The sequence below is a fragment of the Vagococcus hydrophili genome (assembly GCF_011304195.1).
GTDB classification, from domain to species: domain Bacteria; phylum Bacillota; class Bacilli; order Lactobacillales; family Vagococcaceae; genus Vagococcus; species Vagococcus hydrophili.
In genome coordinates this window covers 984,864-1,000,834 of sequence record NZ_CP049887.1, presented here as the reverse complement: position 1 = coordinate 1,000,834, position 15,971 = coordinate 984,864, and the positions used below count along the sequence as shown (strand labels likewise).

The window sequence follows — 15,971 nt, the reverse complement described above, 5'->3', positions numbered from 1 at the left end:
TCTATTTACTTCCCTTCAAACTGTTGTTTAAAATCATATTTTTTGAAATAAGGATAAGAGAGGCATAACCAGCTTAATCCGATTAAAAAGCCTCCAATCACATCAGTAGGGTAATGCACACCCACATAAATTCGACTTGTCCCGATCATTAAAATCAGAAATCCAAGTAAGACTTGAATCGCTAAGCGAATTTTTTTATTATCAATTAATTTAGGCATTAGAAAAATCATAGTACCAAAGAAAAGCATACTACCAGAAGAGTGACCACTAGGGAAACTTTTTCCAGAAGCTTCGACTAAATGTTCCACTGAAGGACGGTCACGGTTAAAGAAAAGTTTCAAGAGCACATTACCAGCTCCTTGAATTAAAACAATATTTATTAGCAACCAGTAAGCAGCTATCTTCTCTTTAAATTTAAAAAGTAGTAAAAAGGCAATACCTGTTAAGAGAACAATAGTGACTGTGTTGCCGAATTTAGTGATATACGAAAAGAATAAGGTTTTGCCTTCTGTTAAATTTCCTCTTACTAAGTGGATAATCGGGTTGTCGATACTTGATAAGATTGCTTCGTTTACTTTTACAAAATAAGCGATGGCTGCAAAAAGTAATAAAAATAAACTGCCTGCATATTGCCAATATAGTTGTTTGTTTTTTGTCATAAATAATCCTCCGTTAATTAAAAATAAAATAAAGAGCCCTTTGTTCAGGGCTCTGGTTATTATAGCACGATTTTTATCGATTAATGATAGTCATACTGTGTATCGTCTGGATCTAGCTCACTAACAGTGATGTCACCGTTCTTAGAAATAGCTTTAATTAGGGAATCCCCCTTGTTACTTGAGAAGTTTGTTTCAGATGATAAATTTTTATTAAAAATTGAAAGTGAACCATATTCTGTTTTTAAATCCATTTTATTTTTGTTGTAAGACGGTTTATCCATCTCCATTTGGATGTTTCCGTGGGTCGTTTCTAAGGTTGTGTCATGAGTAATGTTATTTGAATGATAGAAAATATCCCCGTTTTTATTGTTTACCGAAACAGTTCCTTTTGTGTGGTTAATGTCAGAATGACCATTTTGATTTTCAATGGTCACGTTCCCCTTAGTATTGGCAGTAAACGTATCGCCATTTTTGACTTTCATCTCCAAATCAGTAAAAACAGAATCAGCCGTAGAGATATTACCACTTGTTGTATTCAAGGCCATATTTTTCTCGATTTTAGCGTCAGAGACATAGATATCTCCGTGATGACCATTAGCAATCAGAGATTGTGCTGAAACGTTGTTCACATTTGTCGAACCACGAGTGGTCTGAATTTCTAACTGAGTTAATGAGAGACTGTCCACATTGACGTCGACTTTCTCTCCTCTAATAATAATTTTCTTGTATTTTTCAGGTAATCTAAGAGAAATACTGTCATCGGAAATATCATTGAAAGAAAAAACTGTGGGTTGGACTTTTTTCTTTTGGCTTTTGTTCTCAATTGTGACAACAGTTTGCTTGTCTTTTTTTTGAATGTCCCAATTAGTAGCTTCGCTTTTATTATTACTAAATGTTAATCCTTGTTTATTCATATGCACATAGTCATCTTGAGAAGGTGATAGATAGACCATTGCTCCATTTTTTATCTCCAAAACAAGTTCGTCAGAACCGTCATATTTGAATTTTTTATTAACTTCGCTTGCCTCTCGTTCCGCTTCAAGCTTTTGATAGAAAACAATACTTGAAGCTCCTCCGCCAATGACCAAGAGAACGGCAAATACTAAGACGCCAATTTTAAATTTTTTCATAGTGCACGTTCTCCTCTCAAGACTTGTAGGTTCCATTTTAAATAAGTTTTAAGTAGATTAAAACTTATTTTAGTGAATGGGAACATGATGAGTCCGCCGATTAGTCCAACTCCACATAAAATTAATGAAATAGAAAGTTGGAAGAACCCAAAAGCATTAACGGCTGCCAAAATAGAGAAGATACCAATAACAGGACTACCAATGAAGCAAATTGTTAAGGCCCAACCGATAAAGAGAACAAGTCCCCACCCAAACATGAGCCAAAACATAAAGAAAAGGTTTAAAAAGATGATTCCTGCAATTTGGAAAAAGCGAATAAAGCCAGAATCATGAGAACGCTGGATTTGTGGTTCATGATAATAAGGATGATCATTGTCTTGTTGGTAGTTTTCTTCTGTTGAAAATTCTAACCAATCATTACCATGAGCATTAGGAGAGTCTAATTCCAAATTAAATTCTTTTAAAATTGACATAGCAATCTCTTTAGGGAAGCGAGTTCTTTGGTAATTTGATATTCAGATAAGCCTTCTGCGATTTTTTCAGCAAATAAGTCTTCGTATTTTTGAAGAATCGCTTGTTGATCTGTTAAAGAGAGTTGGCGTAGATGTAATTTTAATTCGATTAAAAAATGCTCTTTGTTCATGATAGTGTCCTTCCTTGAATGTTTTATTAAGTTAAATATACCTTCTAAATAAGCTGATAACAAGGCACTTAGACGAAAATCGGGCTAAAGTATGAGCTTAAATTTTATGAAATTTAAAAATAGTTGTATGTCGGAGAGATTACAAATTATTACTAGCTAGTAGAATCCCTTGCTATCTATTTCTCGAGATGTTTTAATGGTAGTATCTATAGAAAATCCCGTTTAAAAAAACGAGTGATTTTTTTAATTTACTGATAAAGGATGAGAAATATAAATGAAAAAGAATGAAAAAAAAGATCTATTAACTAAACAACCAGTTCTTAAAAACGTTTCACTTTTTGGTGCAACAATGATGATTTCTTCATCTGTCCTAATACCAGGAATGACAACGAAAGCTTATGCGGATGCTGCAAAGGATTCAACGACTGAATCATCAGAAAAAGTAACGCAAGAATCTGAACTAAAAGAAACTTCTCAAGCAGAAGCAATGACAATAAATAAAATTGAATCTTTAGATAAAGTAACCGAAGAAGCCAATCAGTTAGATTTAGAGATGACTTTAAATGCGTTACGTACTGAAAACTTAGAAACAACCATCAAAATATCACCTAATGTTAGTTTAGTGTGGGATGAAACGAAAAACCAAATTAAAGATGAAACAGGGAATGTTGTTGGTAGTTATACCTATGATGAAGCGTTGAATCAAGTGAAATTAACTTTTTCTAAAGGTGGTTTTACACAGGCGAAATTAGTGGTTCCTGTGACGTTTAAAAAGTTTGATTTAACTGAACAAATTGTGACTTCATCAATTGGTCAAAGTATGATCTCTAAACATGTCTTAACTGAACGAAAAATAGAGGAAGTAACTGAAACGACTCAAGAAGAGGTTGTTCAAAGTACTTCAAAAGAAACTGAGTCAACCAAAGAAAGTACAACTGAAACGAGTAAAGAAATAGAAACAACGTCTTCTGAAAAAGAAACGTCAGAATCAACAACAGAGAGCTCTTCTAAAGAAACCGAAACAACTAAAGAAGAAACAAAACCTTCTACTACTGAAACATCGTCATCAACATCAGAAAGTACAACGACTTCAATAGAAGAAAGTAAAGAAACGACAGAAACAAAAACATCTGAAAGCTCATCAACAACAGAAACATCAAGCACAACGGAATCAACGAGTGAGACAGAGTCAAAAGAAAAAGAAGTGAAAAAAGAAGAACCAAAAGCAGAAAAAGAACAACCAGCAATGGCAAGAGCCGCTGCCCCAATGATGAATGGTCCGGTTGAACCAATTGCACCACCAAAACCAGCATCATTTACAACAAGAGCTGCTACACCTCAAGCGCAATTTATTGAAGATACCGCTTATCATGCCCAACAAGTGGCGGGAGCGAATGATTTATATGCTTCAGTTATGATAGCTCAAGCGATCTTAGAAAGTGGTTACGGCTCAAGTACTTTATCTTCACCACCAAACCATAACTTGTTTGGGGTTAAAGGAAGTTATAACGGGCAGTCTGTTAATATGCAGACATGGGAGCATTTTGATGGTCAAAACGTGATTATTAATGCCCAGTTTAGAAAATACCCATCTTACCGTGAATCTTTTGAGGATAACGCTCGTGTGTTAAAAACAACATCATTCTATCCAGGTGTTTATTTCTATTCTGGTGCGTGGAAATCAAGAACAAATTCTTACCGAGATGCGACACAGTGGTTAACGGGACGTTATGCAACAGATCCAAATTATAACAATAAATTAAACAACTTAATTGTGACTCACAATTTAACGCAATATGATTCACCAGGTAGCGGTAATGGTGGTAATAATTCAGGATCAAACAACAACAACGGTAATAACAATAACTCAAATAATAATAGTAACAATAATACAAATAATGCCAGCACACACACTGTAAAAAGTGGGGATACATTATACGGCATTAGCATGCAGTATGGTGTGAGTGTGGCGCAGATTAAATCATGGAACAATTTATCAAGTGACACGATTTATGTGGGTCAAAAATTAAAAGTAAAAAATGGTGGAGGCGGTACAACGAACCCACCAAAACCAGTAACACCAACGAAACCAACAGATAATAATAACAACACAAATAACGTTAGCACATACACTGTAAAAAGTGGTGACACATTATACGGTATTGCATTGAAACATAATGTGAGTGTGGCGCAAATAAAATCATGGAACAACTTATCAAGTGACACGATTTATGTGGGCCAAAAATTAAAAGTTAAGAGTGGTGGCGGAAGTACAACGAACCCACCGAAACCTACAACACCGACAAAACCAACGGATAATGGTAATACAAATAATAGCGCAAGTACTTACACAGTAAGAAGTGGCGACACATTATACGGTATTGCGTTGAAACATAATGTGAGTGTGGCACAGATTAAATCATGGAACAACTTAACAAGTGACACGATTTATGTGGGTCAAAAATTAAAAGTAAAAAATGGTGGCGGAAATACAACGAATCCACCAAAACCCACAACGCCAACAAATAACAACAATAATAATTCAAGCAATGCCAAAACCCATACGGTGAAACGTGGCGACACGCTTTATGGTATTAGCTTACAATACGGTGTGAGTGTGGCACAGATAAAATCATGGAATAACTTATCGAGTGATACAATCTATGTGGGTCAAAAACTTAACGTTAATTCACAAAAATCAACAACAACCAACAACAATAATAATAATAGTAATACTAATAAGCCAAAACCAACCACACCAACTGGAAGTAAAACTCATACAGTACAACGTGGGGATACATTATACGGCATTGGGTTACGTTATGGTGTCAGCAGTAATGACATTAAAAAATGGAATAACCTAACAAGTGATATGATTTATGTGGGTCAAAAATTAGCCATTAATGGTCAATCATCAGGTAATACGAATCAAACAGCAAAACCTGGGACAACGACTAATACGAATGCGTCAACTCATACAGTTCAAAGAGGGGATTCTTTATATCAAATCGCTCTTAAATACAATGTGAGTGTGAATGATTTAAAAGTAGTCAATGGCTTAACCAGTGATTTAATCTATGTGGGTCAAACATTAAAAATTCCAGGAACAACGAAAGTGGCAAAACGTCAATCAACAAACAAAACGAAACGTCACGAAGTTAAATCTGGGGATTCACTATGGTCATTATCTAAAGAATACAACACAAGTGTGTCTCAAATTAAATCATGGAACAAATTATCAAGTGATGTAATCTATAAGGGTCAAAATTTAAGAGTCGGCTAAGTCACCTGATTTAGTTGCCAAGTAAAAATGATTCTGTTATCATGAGTTTAATATTAAGAACGTTGACGAGAAGTAGTAAGGTGGAAACTTTTTTAGAGAGTGTGCGGTTGGTGTAAGCACATAAAGCTTAAGAAACCTGAACTTAGCTCTGAGTTTTGCTTATTATAAGCCGGGATCAGCCCGTTATCATGATTAGAGATGTTACGTTTTGTGTAACATAAAAATAGGTGGTACCACGTTAGATATCAACGTCCTATAAAAGCTGATTTTAGGCTTTTATAGGGCTTTTTTTATTATATTTTAGGAGGAAGAAACATGGCATACAATCATATTGAGATTGAGAAAAAGTGGCAAAAACATTGGGCAAAAGATCAAACGTTTAAAACAGAGGACAACTCAGATAAGGAAAAATTCTACGCACTTGATATGTTTCCATACCCATCTGGTCAAGGACTTCACGTAGGACATCCTAAAGGATACACATCAACAGATGTTTTAGCTCGTTTCAAACGTTCAAAAGGCTTCAACGTTTTACACCCAATGGGATGGGACGCTTTTGGTTTACCAGCTGAGCAATATGCTTTAGATACAGGAAATGATCCGGCAGAGTTTACAGAAAAAAATATCCAAACGTTTAAACGTCAATTAAATTCATTAGGTTTCAGTTTTGATTGGGACCGTGAAGTGAATACAACTGATCCTAACTATTACAAATGGACACAATGGATTTTCACTAAATTATTCGAAAAAGGTTTGGCTTATGAAGCAGAAGTTGCTGTTAACTGGTGTCCAGCACTTGGAACTGTTTTAGCCAATGAAGAAGTCATCGATGGTAAATCAGAACGTGGGGGACATCCTGTTTTCCGTAAACCAATGAAACAATGGATGCTTAAAATTACGGCTTATGCAGATCGTTTAGTGGATGATTTAGAGTTAATTGATTGGCCAGAAAGTGTTAAAGACATGCAACGCAACTGGATTGGTCGTTCAGAAGGTGCGAATGTAACCTTTAAAATCAAAGATACAGATAAAGAATTCACGGTATTTACAACACGCCCTGACACATTATTTGGTGCAACCTATGCCGTTCTTGCCCCTGAATTAGATTTAGTACAGGAAATTGCAGCACCTGAGCAAAAAGCAGCGATTGATGCGTATATTACAGAAGCAGGTAAAAAATCTGATTTAGACCGTACAGAGTTATCAAAAGAAAAAACAGGTGTCTTTACTGGTGCTTATGCTGTTAACCCTGTTAATGGGAAAGAAATGCCGATTTGGATTGCTGATTACGTGTTATCAACTTACGGAACAGGGGCTATTATGGCTGTTCCTGCTCATGATGATCGCGACTATGAATTTGCCAAAGAATTTAATTTAGATATTATTGCTGTTCTAGAAGGTGGCAATGTTGAAGAAGCGCCATTTACTGAAGATGGACTACATATTAATTCAGACTTTTTAGATGGTTTAAACAAAGAAGATGCCATCGAAAAAATGTTAGCATGGTTAGAAAAAGAAGAAGTTGGGAAGAAAGAAACAAGTTACCGTTTGCGTGACTGGTTATTCTCTCGTCAACGTTATTGGGGTGAGCCAATTCCAATTATCCATTGGGAAGATGGTTCAATGACGGCTGTTTCGGAGTCTGAATTACCACTTGTTTTACCAAAAGCAACAGATATTAAACCAAGTGGAACAGGAGAATCACCACTGGCTAATATGGAAGACTGGATCAATGTTGTTGATGAAAAAACAGGTATGAAAGGTCGTCGTGAAACAAACACAATGCCACAATGGGCGGGAAGTTCATGGTATTACTTACGTTTTATCGACCCACACAATACGGAAATGTTAGCAGACCCAGAAAAATTAAAAGAATGGTTACCAGTGGACGTTTACTTAGGTGGAGCAGAGCACGCGGTTCTTCACTTATTGTATGCTCGTTTCTGGCATAAATTCTTATATGACATTAATGTGGTGACAACCAAAGAGCCATTCCAAACGCTTTATAACCAAGGAATGATTTTAGGTGAAGGAAATGAAAAAATGTCTAAATCAAAAGGAAACGTGGTTAATCCTGATGATGTAGTGAATGAATTTGGTGCGGATACGTTAAGACTTTACGAAATGTTTATGGGACCTCTTGATGCCTCTGTTGCTTGGAGCGAAAAAGGACTTGAAGGAAGTCGTAAATTCTTAGACCGTGTTTGGCGCTTATACATTGATGATAATGCTGTATTACGTGACCGTATCACGACTCACAATGATGGACAATTAACGAAAGTTTATCACCAAACTGTTAAAAAAGTGACAGAAGATATTGAGCAACTTCACTTTAATACAGCGATTTCTCAATTAATGATTTTTGTGAACGAAGCGTATAAAGCAGAAGCGTTACCAGTTGAATACATGAATGGCTTCTTACAATTATTAGCACCAATCACACCATTTGTTTCAGAAGAGTTATGGGCAAGAATGGGTCATAAAGAAAGTATCAGCTATGCAGCATGGCCAGAATACGATGAAAAAGAATTAGTCGAAGATGAACTTGAAGTTATCTTCCAAGTTAACGGCAAAGTGAAAGCAAAAGTAGTCGTAGCTCGTGACTTATCTAAGGAAGAATTAGAAACAGTAGCTATGAATAATGAGCAAGTAAAAGCGAACATTGAAGGCAAAACGATCCGTAAAGTCATCGCAGTTCCAAACAAATTAGTAAACATTGTCGCTAACTAACTTAATTCGTGAAATAGTACTTAAATATTGTTAAAAGTGTTTGCATAAGTGTGGGTAAATCGCTACAATTATAACAGTATAATTAAGAAAGTTGGATAGAAAGCATGACGAATCAAGAAACCTCTTTTGATGACAAAGCAAAAGAGTTAAACGCTAAAGAGAAAATGGTTCGTGGCTCGCTTTGGATGACAATCGGGAATGTATTATCAAGATTGTTAGGGGCAGTGTATATCATCCCTTGGTATGCAATGATGGCCGAAAACGGTAAAGTCGCGAATAGTCTATTTAATAAAGGTTACAACGTTTATGCCTTATTTTTAATGATTGCTACAGCCGGAATTCCAGGAGCGATCGCTAAACAAATATCATATTATAATTCTCAAAATGAGTACGGGATTAGTCAACGGTTGTTTAAAAGAACCTTAGTCATCATGGCAGGTTTTGGGGTGCTGTGTGCAGGAATTATGTATTTGATTTCTCCAATACTTGCAGCAGGTGATCCTAATCTTGTGCCAGTTATGAGAGCTTTGAGTGTGTCAGTATTGATTTTTCCAAGTATGAGCGTTATTCGTGGGTATTTCCAAGGGAATCAAGACATGATGCCCTCTGCAGTGTCTCAAATTGTGGAGCAAATTGCGCGTGTGTTCTACATGTTACTGATGACATTTATTATCATGAAGATGGGATCAGGTGATTATGTAGATGCGGTGATCCAATCCACATTTGCTGCTTTTATTGGGATGATTGGTGCCTACGGGGCGTTGATTTATTTCTATAAAAAGCAACAGCCAGAAATGAACAAACTAGTTTCTGGAAGTAACAATGAACTATCTATTTCTGAAAACAGTTTAGTGAAAGAGATGTTAGTTGAGGCTGTCCCATTTATTATCGTGGGATCAGCGATTACATTTTTCAAATTAATTGATCAATTTACCTTTGAACCAATTATGGCAAGTTTTACTAATTTTTCAACGGATCAACTGTCCGCCTTATTTAGTATTTTTAGTGCCAATCCTGATAAGCTAGTGATGATTACCATCTCACTAGCTGCAGGGATGGCGATGACAAGTTTACCCCTTGTGACAGAAGCCTTTACTAAAAAGGATGAAGTTGGTTTAGCTAAATTAATCAGTGATAACATTCAATTGCTGTTCTTTATCATGATGCCAGCAACGTTTGGGATGATTACACTAGCCGAACCAATGTATGTGCTATTTTATGAACCCGATGTGTTAGGCGTTAGCGTTTTAGTTCAAGCAAGTTATATTGGACTAATTATGGGTTACTTTATTTTAATTTCAACGACTCTTCAAGGTTTGTATAAAAACAGTGATGCAATTTTCAATCTAGCCGTGGGATTAGTAATTAAACTCATTCTACAATACCCAATGATAAAAGCGTTCGAAGTTTACGGGCCATTATTAGCTTCAGGTATTGGCTTTGCGGTGTCAGCGTACTTAATGACTAAAAAAGTGCATGAAGTTTCGAAATTTAATTATTCAATCACATTGAGACGAACGATTTTAATCTTTATTTTTAGTTTAATCATGTCTTTTGGGACAATGTTAACGAGATCATTCTTGTACCTGTTCTTAAACCCAGAGCGTAAATTCCAAGCCTTTATGATTGTGCTAATTTCAGTATCTGTAGGTGTTGCCATCTACGGTTGGTTAGTTCTAAAAACTCGCTTGGCAGATAAGTTAATGGGAGACAAAGTAGGAAAAATTAGAACAAAATTAAAGGTTAAATAGAGTAGTGAAAAAGGCGGTTAGCTCCAAGCAACTGGAGGAAATATAAAATAATCCGCGCCTTTGGGATTGTTTTATATTTGTGAAGTTGCCGCAGGAGTTGCCTTTTGAACTCGGACTAAAAATAGAGTAGTGAAAAAGGCGATTAGCCCCAAGCAACTGGAACTAAAATAGGTTAGTATAAATAATAAGAGGGTGACTTTTTGAGTCGCCCTCTCTTTTTAATTAGGAGGTAAACCCATGCGTTTAGATAAATTTTTAAGTCACACTGGCTTTGGTTCAAGAAAAGAAGTCAAAGAGCTATTAAAGAAAAAGCGAGTTTTTGTGAATGAGGTCATGGAAAAAGACGGAAAAAAAGCGATTGATGAAACACAAGATATTATTACTGTAGACGAACAAATCGTTGAGTATCAAAAATATACTTACTACATGTTGAATAAACCTAAAGGGGTCGTTTCAGCAACTGAGGATAGGGAGCACAGAACGGTTATTGATTTAATCAAAGAAACAGATCTAGTGAAAGGCTTATTTCCTGTGGGAAGATTGGACAAGGATACGACTGGTTTACTACTACTAACAAATAACGGAGAACTTGCACATGAACTTTTGTCTCCTAAAAAGAAAGTCCCTAAGTTGTATCAAGCCCAAGTTTCAGGGATTATGACAGAAGAAGACGTTCAACTTTTTTCAAAAGGCATCACGATTAGCGGAGACGAAAAGTGTCTTCCAGCGAAGTTAACAATCAAAAGTGTAGATGAGAAAAATAACACCTCCCACATTGAGTTAGAAATAGTGGAAGGCAAATATCATCAAGTCAAACGAATGGTAGAAGCTGTCGGTAAAAAAGTCGTAGAACTGGATCGTTTCAGCATGGGTGGCTTATTTTTGGATTCAGCACTAAAACAAGGAAAATACAGAGAATTATCTGAAAAAGAGTTGAAAATATTAGGGATTGGTTAGTTAAAGTAGGGTAATTAGAATAATTTCTTAATTTATTATTCAAAGCCGAAAAAAAGTGTTATGATAACAAAAGAGAGACAAACAAATTAAAAGTAATAATGGAGGGATTTACGGATGACAATTGATTGGAGAAAAGAAGTAGAAGCGCGTCGCGAAGATTTAATGAAAGATTTATTTGATTTATTACGTGTACCAAGTGTAAGAGAAGATGATAAAGCAACAGCAGATGCACCAGTAGGACCTGGTCCTAAAGCAGCTTTACTTAAGTTTTTAGAAATTGGTGAACGTGATGGATTCCTAACAAAAAACGTGGACAACTATGCAGGACACATCGAATATGGTGCTGGAGATGAAACATTAGGTATCTTTGGACACGTGGACGTTGTACCAGTGGGATCTGGTTGGGATTCAGAACCATTCTCACCAGAAATTCGCGACAACCGTATTTATGCTCGTGGCGCTAGTGATGATAAAGGCCCTACAATGGCGGCTTATTACGCATTAAAAATCATTAAAGAACTTGAATTACCTGTTTCAAAACGCACACGTGTGATTATCGGAACAGATGAGGAAAGTGAATGGAAATGTATGGATCACTACTTAAAAGTAGAAGAAACACCAGACTTTGGTTTTTCTCCAGATGCTGAGTTTCCAATTATTAATGGTGAAAAAGGAAACACAACTATTTTAATTAAAGTAGCTGGAAAAAATGAAGGCACACTTCGTTTAGTTTCTTTTGCATCAGGTCAAAGAGCTAACATGGTACCAGACTTAGCAGAGGCAGTTGTTGAAGTGTCAGGAGATGTTTCAGCATTTGCGAAAGAATTTGAAGATTACTTAGCTGAATTACCAGTGACAGGTGAATTAACATCTGAAGGAAATACAGCAACGATTAAATTATTTGGTAAAGCAGCTCATGGGGCAATGCCAGCTAAAGGAATCAATGCAGGGACTTACCTTGCTAACTTCTTAAGCTACTATGATTTCTCAGGTCCAGCGAAAGATTTTGTAACAATCGTAGCTGATTATGTTCATACAGATACAGAAGGTAAAAAATTCGGCGTAAACCATGTGGATGACATCATGGGAGACGTGACAATGAATGCGGGTGTCTTTGCCTTTGATGAAAACAAAGATGACAATACAATTACTTTAAACTTCCGTTACCCTAAAGGCATGACAGAAGAAGAAATCGCTAAACGTATCGAAGAAAAAATTGCCGCAACAAGTGCTAAAGTTGTTTTAACACCTGGTGGTAAAGGTCCTCACTACGTATCTCCAGAAGATCCATTGGTGAAAACTTTATTAGCAGTTTACGAAGAAAATACTGGTCTTAAAGGTCATGAACAAGTTATCGGTGGCGGTACATTTGGACGCTTACTAGAACGTGGTGTGGCTTATGGGGCAATGTTCCCAGACAGTATCGACACAATGCACCAAAAGAACGAATTTATCTCTGTGGATGACTTAATCAACGCAACAGTGATCTACGCAGATGCGATTTATCGTTTAATTAAATAAATCTAAGGTGGTGAAAAAGGCGCTGTAGAAGTTGCCTTTTGAACCCCGTTTAAAGAGATTGTCACAGAAGTGTTTAGCTTCAAGAAATAAGAAGGAAATCATGAAAATTGTTTTTCAAATTTTTATAATTTTCGGCTTATTTCCGACGAAGCTACTTCTGTGACATCGTTTATAAAAGCTGTGATGTAAGTTTATTCTTATATCACAGTTTTTTTGTGCATAAAAAAACCGCTAGACATTCTAGCGGAAAAAAGGGGTTATATATTTACTTTGGAGGAGTAAATAAAATGAAAAAGCTTTGTTAGGTTTGTTTTGTTGGTATACATATATAATAACCTCAAAATATGATTAAAATGTGCCTAAAATATTCTAAAAATTTGAATGAATGTTTAAGAAAAAATGACTTATCCCGTGGAAAACTTAAAAAAAGCGCTTAATTATAAGTTATACACAAAAACTGTGGACAAGTGTGGATAACTTTCGAAAAGTGAAGCTCTTAATCAAAGGGATGTCAATAAGAACGGAGGTTTGTTAAGTAGTTTAGCTTGACGAATAACGTTGTTATATCAACGTTTGTATAGGTATCTTAAATAATAAAGCTGAAAAACAAAATTTTTATTTTTAGTAAAAACTAGATTAAAAAAATAAAAAATAAGTTGTTAATTATTTTTTAGAAAAAGTCAAATGTGGGTAAAATATTAAAAAACTGTGGATAACTCTGTGGACAGTGTGCATAACCTTGTGGAAAGTAGTCATATCAAGGTAGAAAAATGTGGGAAACTTTATGTGGATAACGGGAGCTTGTCCACAGTGGGAAAATAAAAAATTATTCTAAAAAAAATGAATTAATAGCAGGCTAGTAACGAGTAACAAGTTTGTTCTTATCAGATTTGAAGAGTAAAAAAATAGGTATTACAAAACTAATTCAGTTTCGTAATACCTATTTCTATTGACTATTACCCTTCCAAAATACGTTGCAAGAACTCTTTTGTTCTAGCTTTCGTCGGGTGATTAAAGATTTTGTCAGGTGCGCCTTCTTCTGCAACGACCCCTTTATCCATGAAAATCACGCGGTCAGAAACTTCTTCGGCGAATTTCATTTCATGAGTTACGATGATCATAGTCAGTCCTGTTTCAGTCAGCTCACGCATGATTTTTAGAACTTCTCCCACCATTTCAGGATCAAGAGCTGAAGTTGGCTCGTCAAAGAGCATCACTTCGGGATCCATAGAAACGGCACGTGCAATAGCCACACGTTGTTTTTGTCCACCAGAAAGTTGAGAGGGTTTAGCATGAGCAAATTGTTTCATGCCTACTTTATCTAAGTTTTCAATGGCGATTTTTTCGGCTTCTTCTTTAGAACGACCTAAGACTTTCATTTGACCCACCATACAGTTACTTAAAATATCGTGATTATCAAATAAGTTGAATTGTTGGAACACCATGCCTACATGGGTTCTAAATTGAGGTAAATTGTAACCAGGAGCTAAGATGTTTTCATCTTTGTAGACAATCTCGCCTCCTGTAGGTTTTTCAAGTAAGTTAATACAGCGTAAAAGGGTTGACTTACCAGAACCAGAAGGACCAATAATCGTCACGATTTCACCTTTTTTAATTGAAACATTCACGTCCTTTAAAACGTGGTTTTCTCCGTAGCTTTTTTGTAAATGATTAATATCGATAAAAGAAGTCATTAGCGATTATCCTTTCTTTCTAGTTTTGAGGTTTGCATTTGGTTTGCGTATGGTGCGTAAGAACCGTCACCATCTAATCTTTTTTCTACGTAGCGTAAAATACGAGTGACTGTAAATGTCATAACAAAGTAAATCACACAGGTAATAAAGAAGGTTTCAAAGAATCTAAAGTTAGCGCCAGCTGCTGTTTTTGAAGCAAAGAATAACTCAGACACAGCGATTACATTTAATACAGAAGTATCTTTAATATTAATAACAAACTCATTACCAATGGCTGGTAGTGTGTTTCTGAAGACTTGTGGAATCACCACGTTTGTCATTGTTTGCCAGTGGGTCATCCCAATAGCAGATGCTGCTTCAAATTGTCCTTTATCAACGGAGAAAATTCCCCCACGAACGATTTCAGTCATGTAAGCACCAGTATTGATTGAAACAATCATTAGGGCGGCTGTTAATGGATTCATATCGATGCCGTATAGTTGAGAAGAACCGTAGAAGATAACCATTGATTGAACGATCATTGGCGTTCCTCTAAAGATTTCAATATAAACAGAGAAGAAACCATTTAAGATTTTATAAGCCCAACGTAAACCAGTTTTTTCAGGTGTTGGAATGGTACGATAAATCCCGATGCCTAAACCAATTGTTGTCCCAACGACTGTTCCGACTAAGGCGATTAAAAGAGTAGTTCCAGCCCCGCGTAAGAACATTTTCCAGTTGTCTTTGGCAATATTTTTAACCCATACATACCAAGGTTGATCTGCTTTAACATCAGGTTGCAAGTTAATGGCTTTATCCATAATGTCGTCACGTTCTTTTTGAGAAATACCCGCTAATGTTTCGTTTACTTTAGCTAAATCAGGGGAGTTTTTCTTCATCCCAATGGCAATGGCATTATCGGCTTCTGTTGTTTTAAAGCCTTGATCTTTTTTGAATTGAATCATTTTAAAATTAGGATTTAACTTTTCAGCTGTAATCCCTTCAGGTATCTCAGTCACATAACCATCGATTTTCCCAGATTCTAAAGCAACACGCATGGCAGAAAAATCACTCATAGCCGTTTGCTTTTGCACCCCAGGAATTTGATCGATAACATTATAATGAAGTGTATTTAATTGAGCCGTTACTTTGGCATCTTTAAAGTCGTTTAAAGACGTTGCATCACTATATTTACCATCTTTTTTGACTAACATGGTTAACTGAGAACTATAGTAGTAATCAGAAAAATCTAAAGTTTGTTTTCTTTCTTCTGTTGGAGACATTCCGGCGATAATCGCATCTGCTTTACCAGAAGTGACCGCAGGAGGTAAACCGTCCCAATCGGTTTTAAAGATAACCAGTTCTTTACCTAAACCGTCGGCGATTTTTTTTGCTATCTCAACATCATAACCACCAGCAAATTCTTTTGATCCTTTAATTGGAACTGCTCCGTTACTGTCATCTTGTTGCGTCCAGTTGAAAGGTGGATAACCAGCTTCCATCCCAACAGTGAAGGTTTCCTTTTCAGCAAATGCAGTACCTCCAAACATCAAGATACTACCTAAAAAAAGAAGTAATGAATATAAAATTTTTGATCGTTGATTTCTTGTGTGTGTTATCATCT

At 36.0% G+C, this 15,971-nt stretch carries 11 protein-coding genes and 1 other annotated feature; of the genes, 5 read left to right on the top strand and 6 right to left on the bottom strand.

Features of this window, described 5'->3' with window-relative positions; all coding sequences use genetic code 11:
• Positions 1–5 precede the first annotated feature (5 nt).
• From G7082_RS04850 to G7082_RS15105, 4 genes are all read right to left on the bottom strand, one after another.
• Positions 6–659, bottom strand: a complete 654-nt coding sequence (locus G7082_RS04850) for a phosphatase PAP2 family protein (RefSeq protein WP_166034075.1) — start codon at positions 657–659, stop codon at positions 6–8.
• Positions 660–739: 80 nt separating this feature from the next.
• Positions 740–1,789, bottom strand: a complete 1,050-nt coding sequence (locus G7082_RS04845; RefSeq protein WP_166034074.1) for a DUF4097 family beta strand repeat-containing protein — start codon at positions 1,787–1,789, stop codon at positions 740–742.
• Entirely contained in the window at positions 1,786–2,262 is a 477-nt protein-coding gene (locus tag G7082_RS04840; RefSeq protein WP_166034073.1) for a DUF1700 domain-containing protein, read from the bottom strand. The genes G7082_RS04845 and G7082_RS04840 overlap by 4 nt, the downstream gene beginning before the upstream one ends.
• Positions 2,250–2,432 carry an HAAS signaling domain-containing protein gene (locus G7082_RS15105; protein ID WP_166034072.1) on the bottom strand — a complete coding sequence of 61 codons (183 nt, stop codon included), beginning with the start codon at positions 2,430–2,432 and terminating at the stop codon, positions 2,250–2,252. The genes G7082_RS04840 and G7082_RS15105 overlap by 13 nt, the downstream gene beginning before the upstream one ends.
• A gap of 274 nt (positions 2,433–2,706) precedes the next feature.
• Between G7082_RS15105 and G7082_RS04830 the strand changes: the two genes are divergently transcribed.
• The 5 genes from G7082_RS04830 to pepV all read left to right on the top strand — a co-directional run bounded on the left by G7082_RS04830 (position 2,707) and on the right by pepV (position 12,674).
• Entirely contained in the window at positions 2,707–5,715 is a 3,009-nt protein-coding gene (locus G7082_RS04830) for a LysM peptidoglycan-binding domain-containing protein (protein ID WP_166034071.1), read from the top strand.
• A 53-nt stretch (positions 5,716–5,768) separates the two neighbouring features.
• Positions 5,769–5,974 (top strand) — a binding site (T-box leader).
• A gap of 56 nt (positions 5,975–6,030) precedes the next feature.
• A complete protein-coding gene (gene leuS / locus G7082_RS04825) occupies positions 6,031–8,445 on the top strand; it encodes a leucine--tRNA ligase (RefSeq protein ID WP_166034070.1) in 2,415 nt (804 codons plus the stop codon).
• Between the two features lie 104 nt (positions 8,446–8,549).
• Positions 8,550–10,196: a putative polysaccharide biosynthesis protein gene (locus G7082_RS04820; protein ID WP_166034069.1), complete on the top strand. Its 1,647-nt coding sequence runs from the start codon at positions 8,550–8,552 to the stop codon at positions 10,194–10,196.
• A 237-nt stretch (positions 10,197–10,433) separates the two neighbouring features.
• Complete coding sequence (locus G7082_RS04815) at positions 10,434–11,153, top strand: pseudouridine synthase (RefSeq protein ID WP_166034068.1); 720 nt, start codon at positions 10,434–10,436, stop codon at positions 11,151–11,153.
• A gap of 114 nt (positions 11,154–11,267) precedes the next feature.
• Positions 11,268–12,674, top strand: coding sequence for a dipeptidase PepV (gene pepV, locus G7082_RS04810; protein ID WP_166034067.1), 1,407 nt, complete (start codon positions 11,268–11,270; stop codon positions 12,672–12,674).
• Positions 12,675–13,630: 956 nt separating this feature from the next.
• On the opposite strand, the gene G7082_RS04805 is transcribed toward pepV, so the two are convergent.
• Both G7082_RS04805 and G7082_RS04800 read right to left on the bottom strand, forming a co-directional pair.
• Positions 13,631–14,368, bottom strand: coding sequence for an amino acid ABC transporter ATP-binding protein (locus G7082_RS04805; RefSeq protein ID WP_086951660.1), 738 nt, complete (start codon positions 14,366–14,368; stop codon positions 13,631–13,633).
• Positions 14,368–15,969 carry an ABC transporter permease subunit gene (locus G7082_RS04800; protein ID WP_202983133.1) on the bottom strand — a complete coding sequence of 534 codons (1,602 nt, stop codon included), beginning with the start codon at positions 15,967–15,969 and terminating at the stop codon, positions 14,368–14,370. The genes G7082_RS04805 and G7082_RS04800 overlap by 1 nt, the downstream gene beginning before the upstream one ends.
• Positions 15,970–15,971 lie beyond the last annotated feature (2 nt).

Excerpts from the sequence above, each read along its gene's own strand:
- G7082_RS04850 (WP_166034075.1), bottom strand. The coding sequence starts at position 659 with ATGACAAAAAACAAACAACTATATTGGCAATATGCAGGCAGTTTATTT.
- G7082_RS04845 (WP_166034074.1), bottom strand. The coding sequence starts at position 1,789 with ATGAAAAAATTTAAAATTGGCGTCTTAGTATTTGCCGTTCTCTTGGTC.
- G7082_RS04840 (WP_166034073.1), bottom strand. The coding sequence starts at position 2,262 with ATGTCAATTTTAAAAGAATTTAATTTGGAATTAGACTCTCCTAATGCT.
- G7082_RS15105 (WP_166034072.1), bottom strand. The coding sequence starts at position 2,432 with ATGAACAAAGAGCATTTTTTAATCGAATTAAAATTACATCTACGCCAA.
- G7082_RS04830 (WP_166034071.1), top strand. The coding sequence starts at position 2,707 with ATGAAAAAGAATGAAAAAAAAGATCTATTAACTAAACAACCAGTTCTT.
- leuS (WP_166034070.1), top strand. The coding sequence starts at position 6,031 with ATGGCATACAATCATATTGAGATTGAGAAAAAGTGGCAAAAACATTGG.
- G7082_RS04820 (WP_166034069.1), top strand. The coding sequence starts at position 8,550 with ATGACGAATCAAGAAACCTCTTTTGATGACAAAGCAAAAGAGTTAAAC.
- G7082_RS04815 (WP_166034068.1), top strand. The coding sequence starts at position 10,434 with ATGCGTTTAGATAAATTTTTAAGTCACACTGGCTTTGGTTCAAGAAAA.
- pepV (WP_166034067.1), top strand. The coding sequence starts at position 11,268 with ATGACAATTGATTGGAGAAAAGAAGTAGAAGCGCGTCGCGAAGATTTA.
- G7082_RS04805 (WP_086951660.1), bottom strand. The coding sequence starts at position 14,368 with ATGACTTCTTTTATCGATATTAATCATTTACAAAAAAGCTACGGAGAA.
- G7082_RS04800 (WP_202983133.1), bottom strand. The coding sequence starts at position 15,969 with ATGATAACACACACAAGAAATCAACGATCAAAAATTTTATATTCATTA.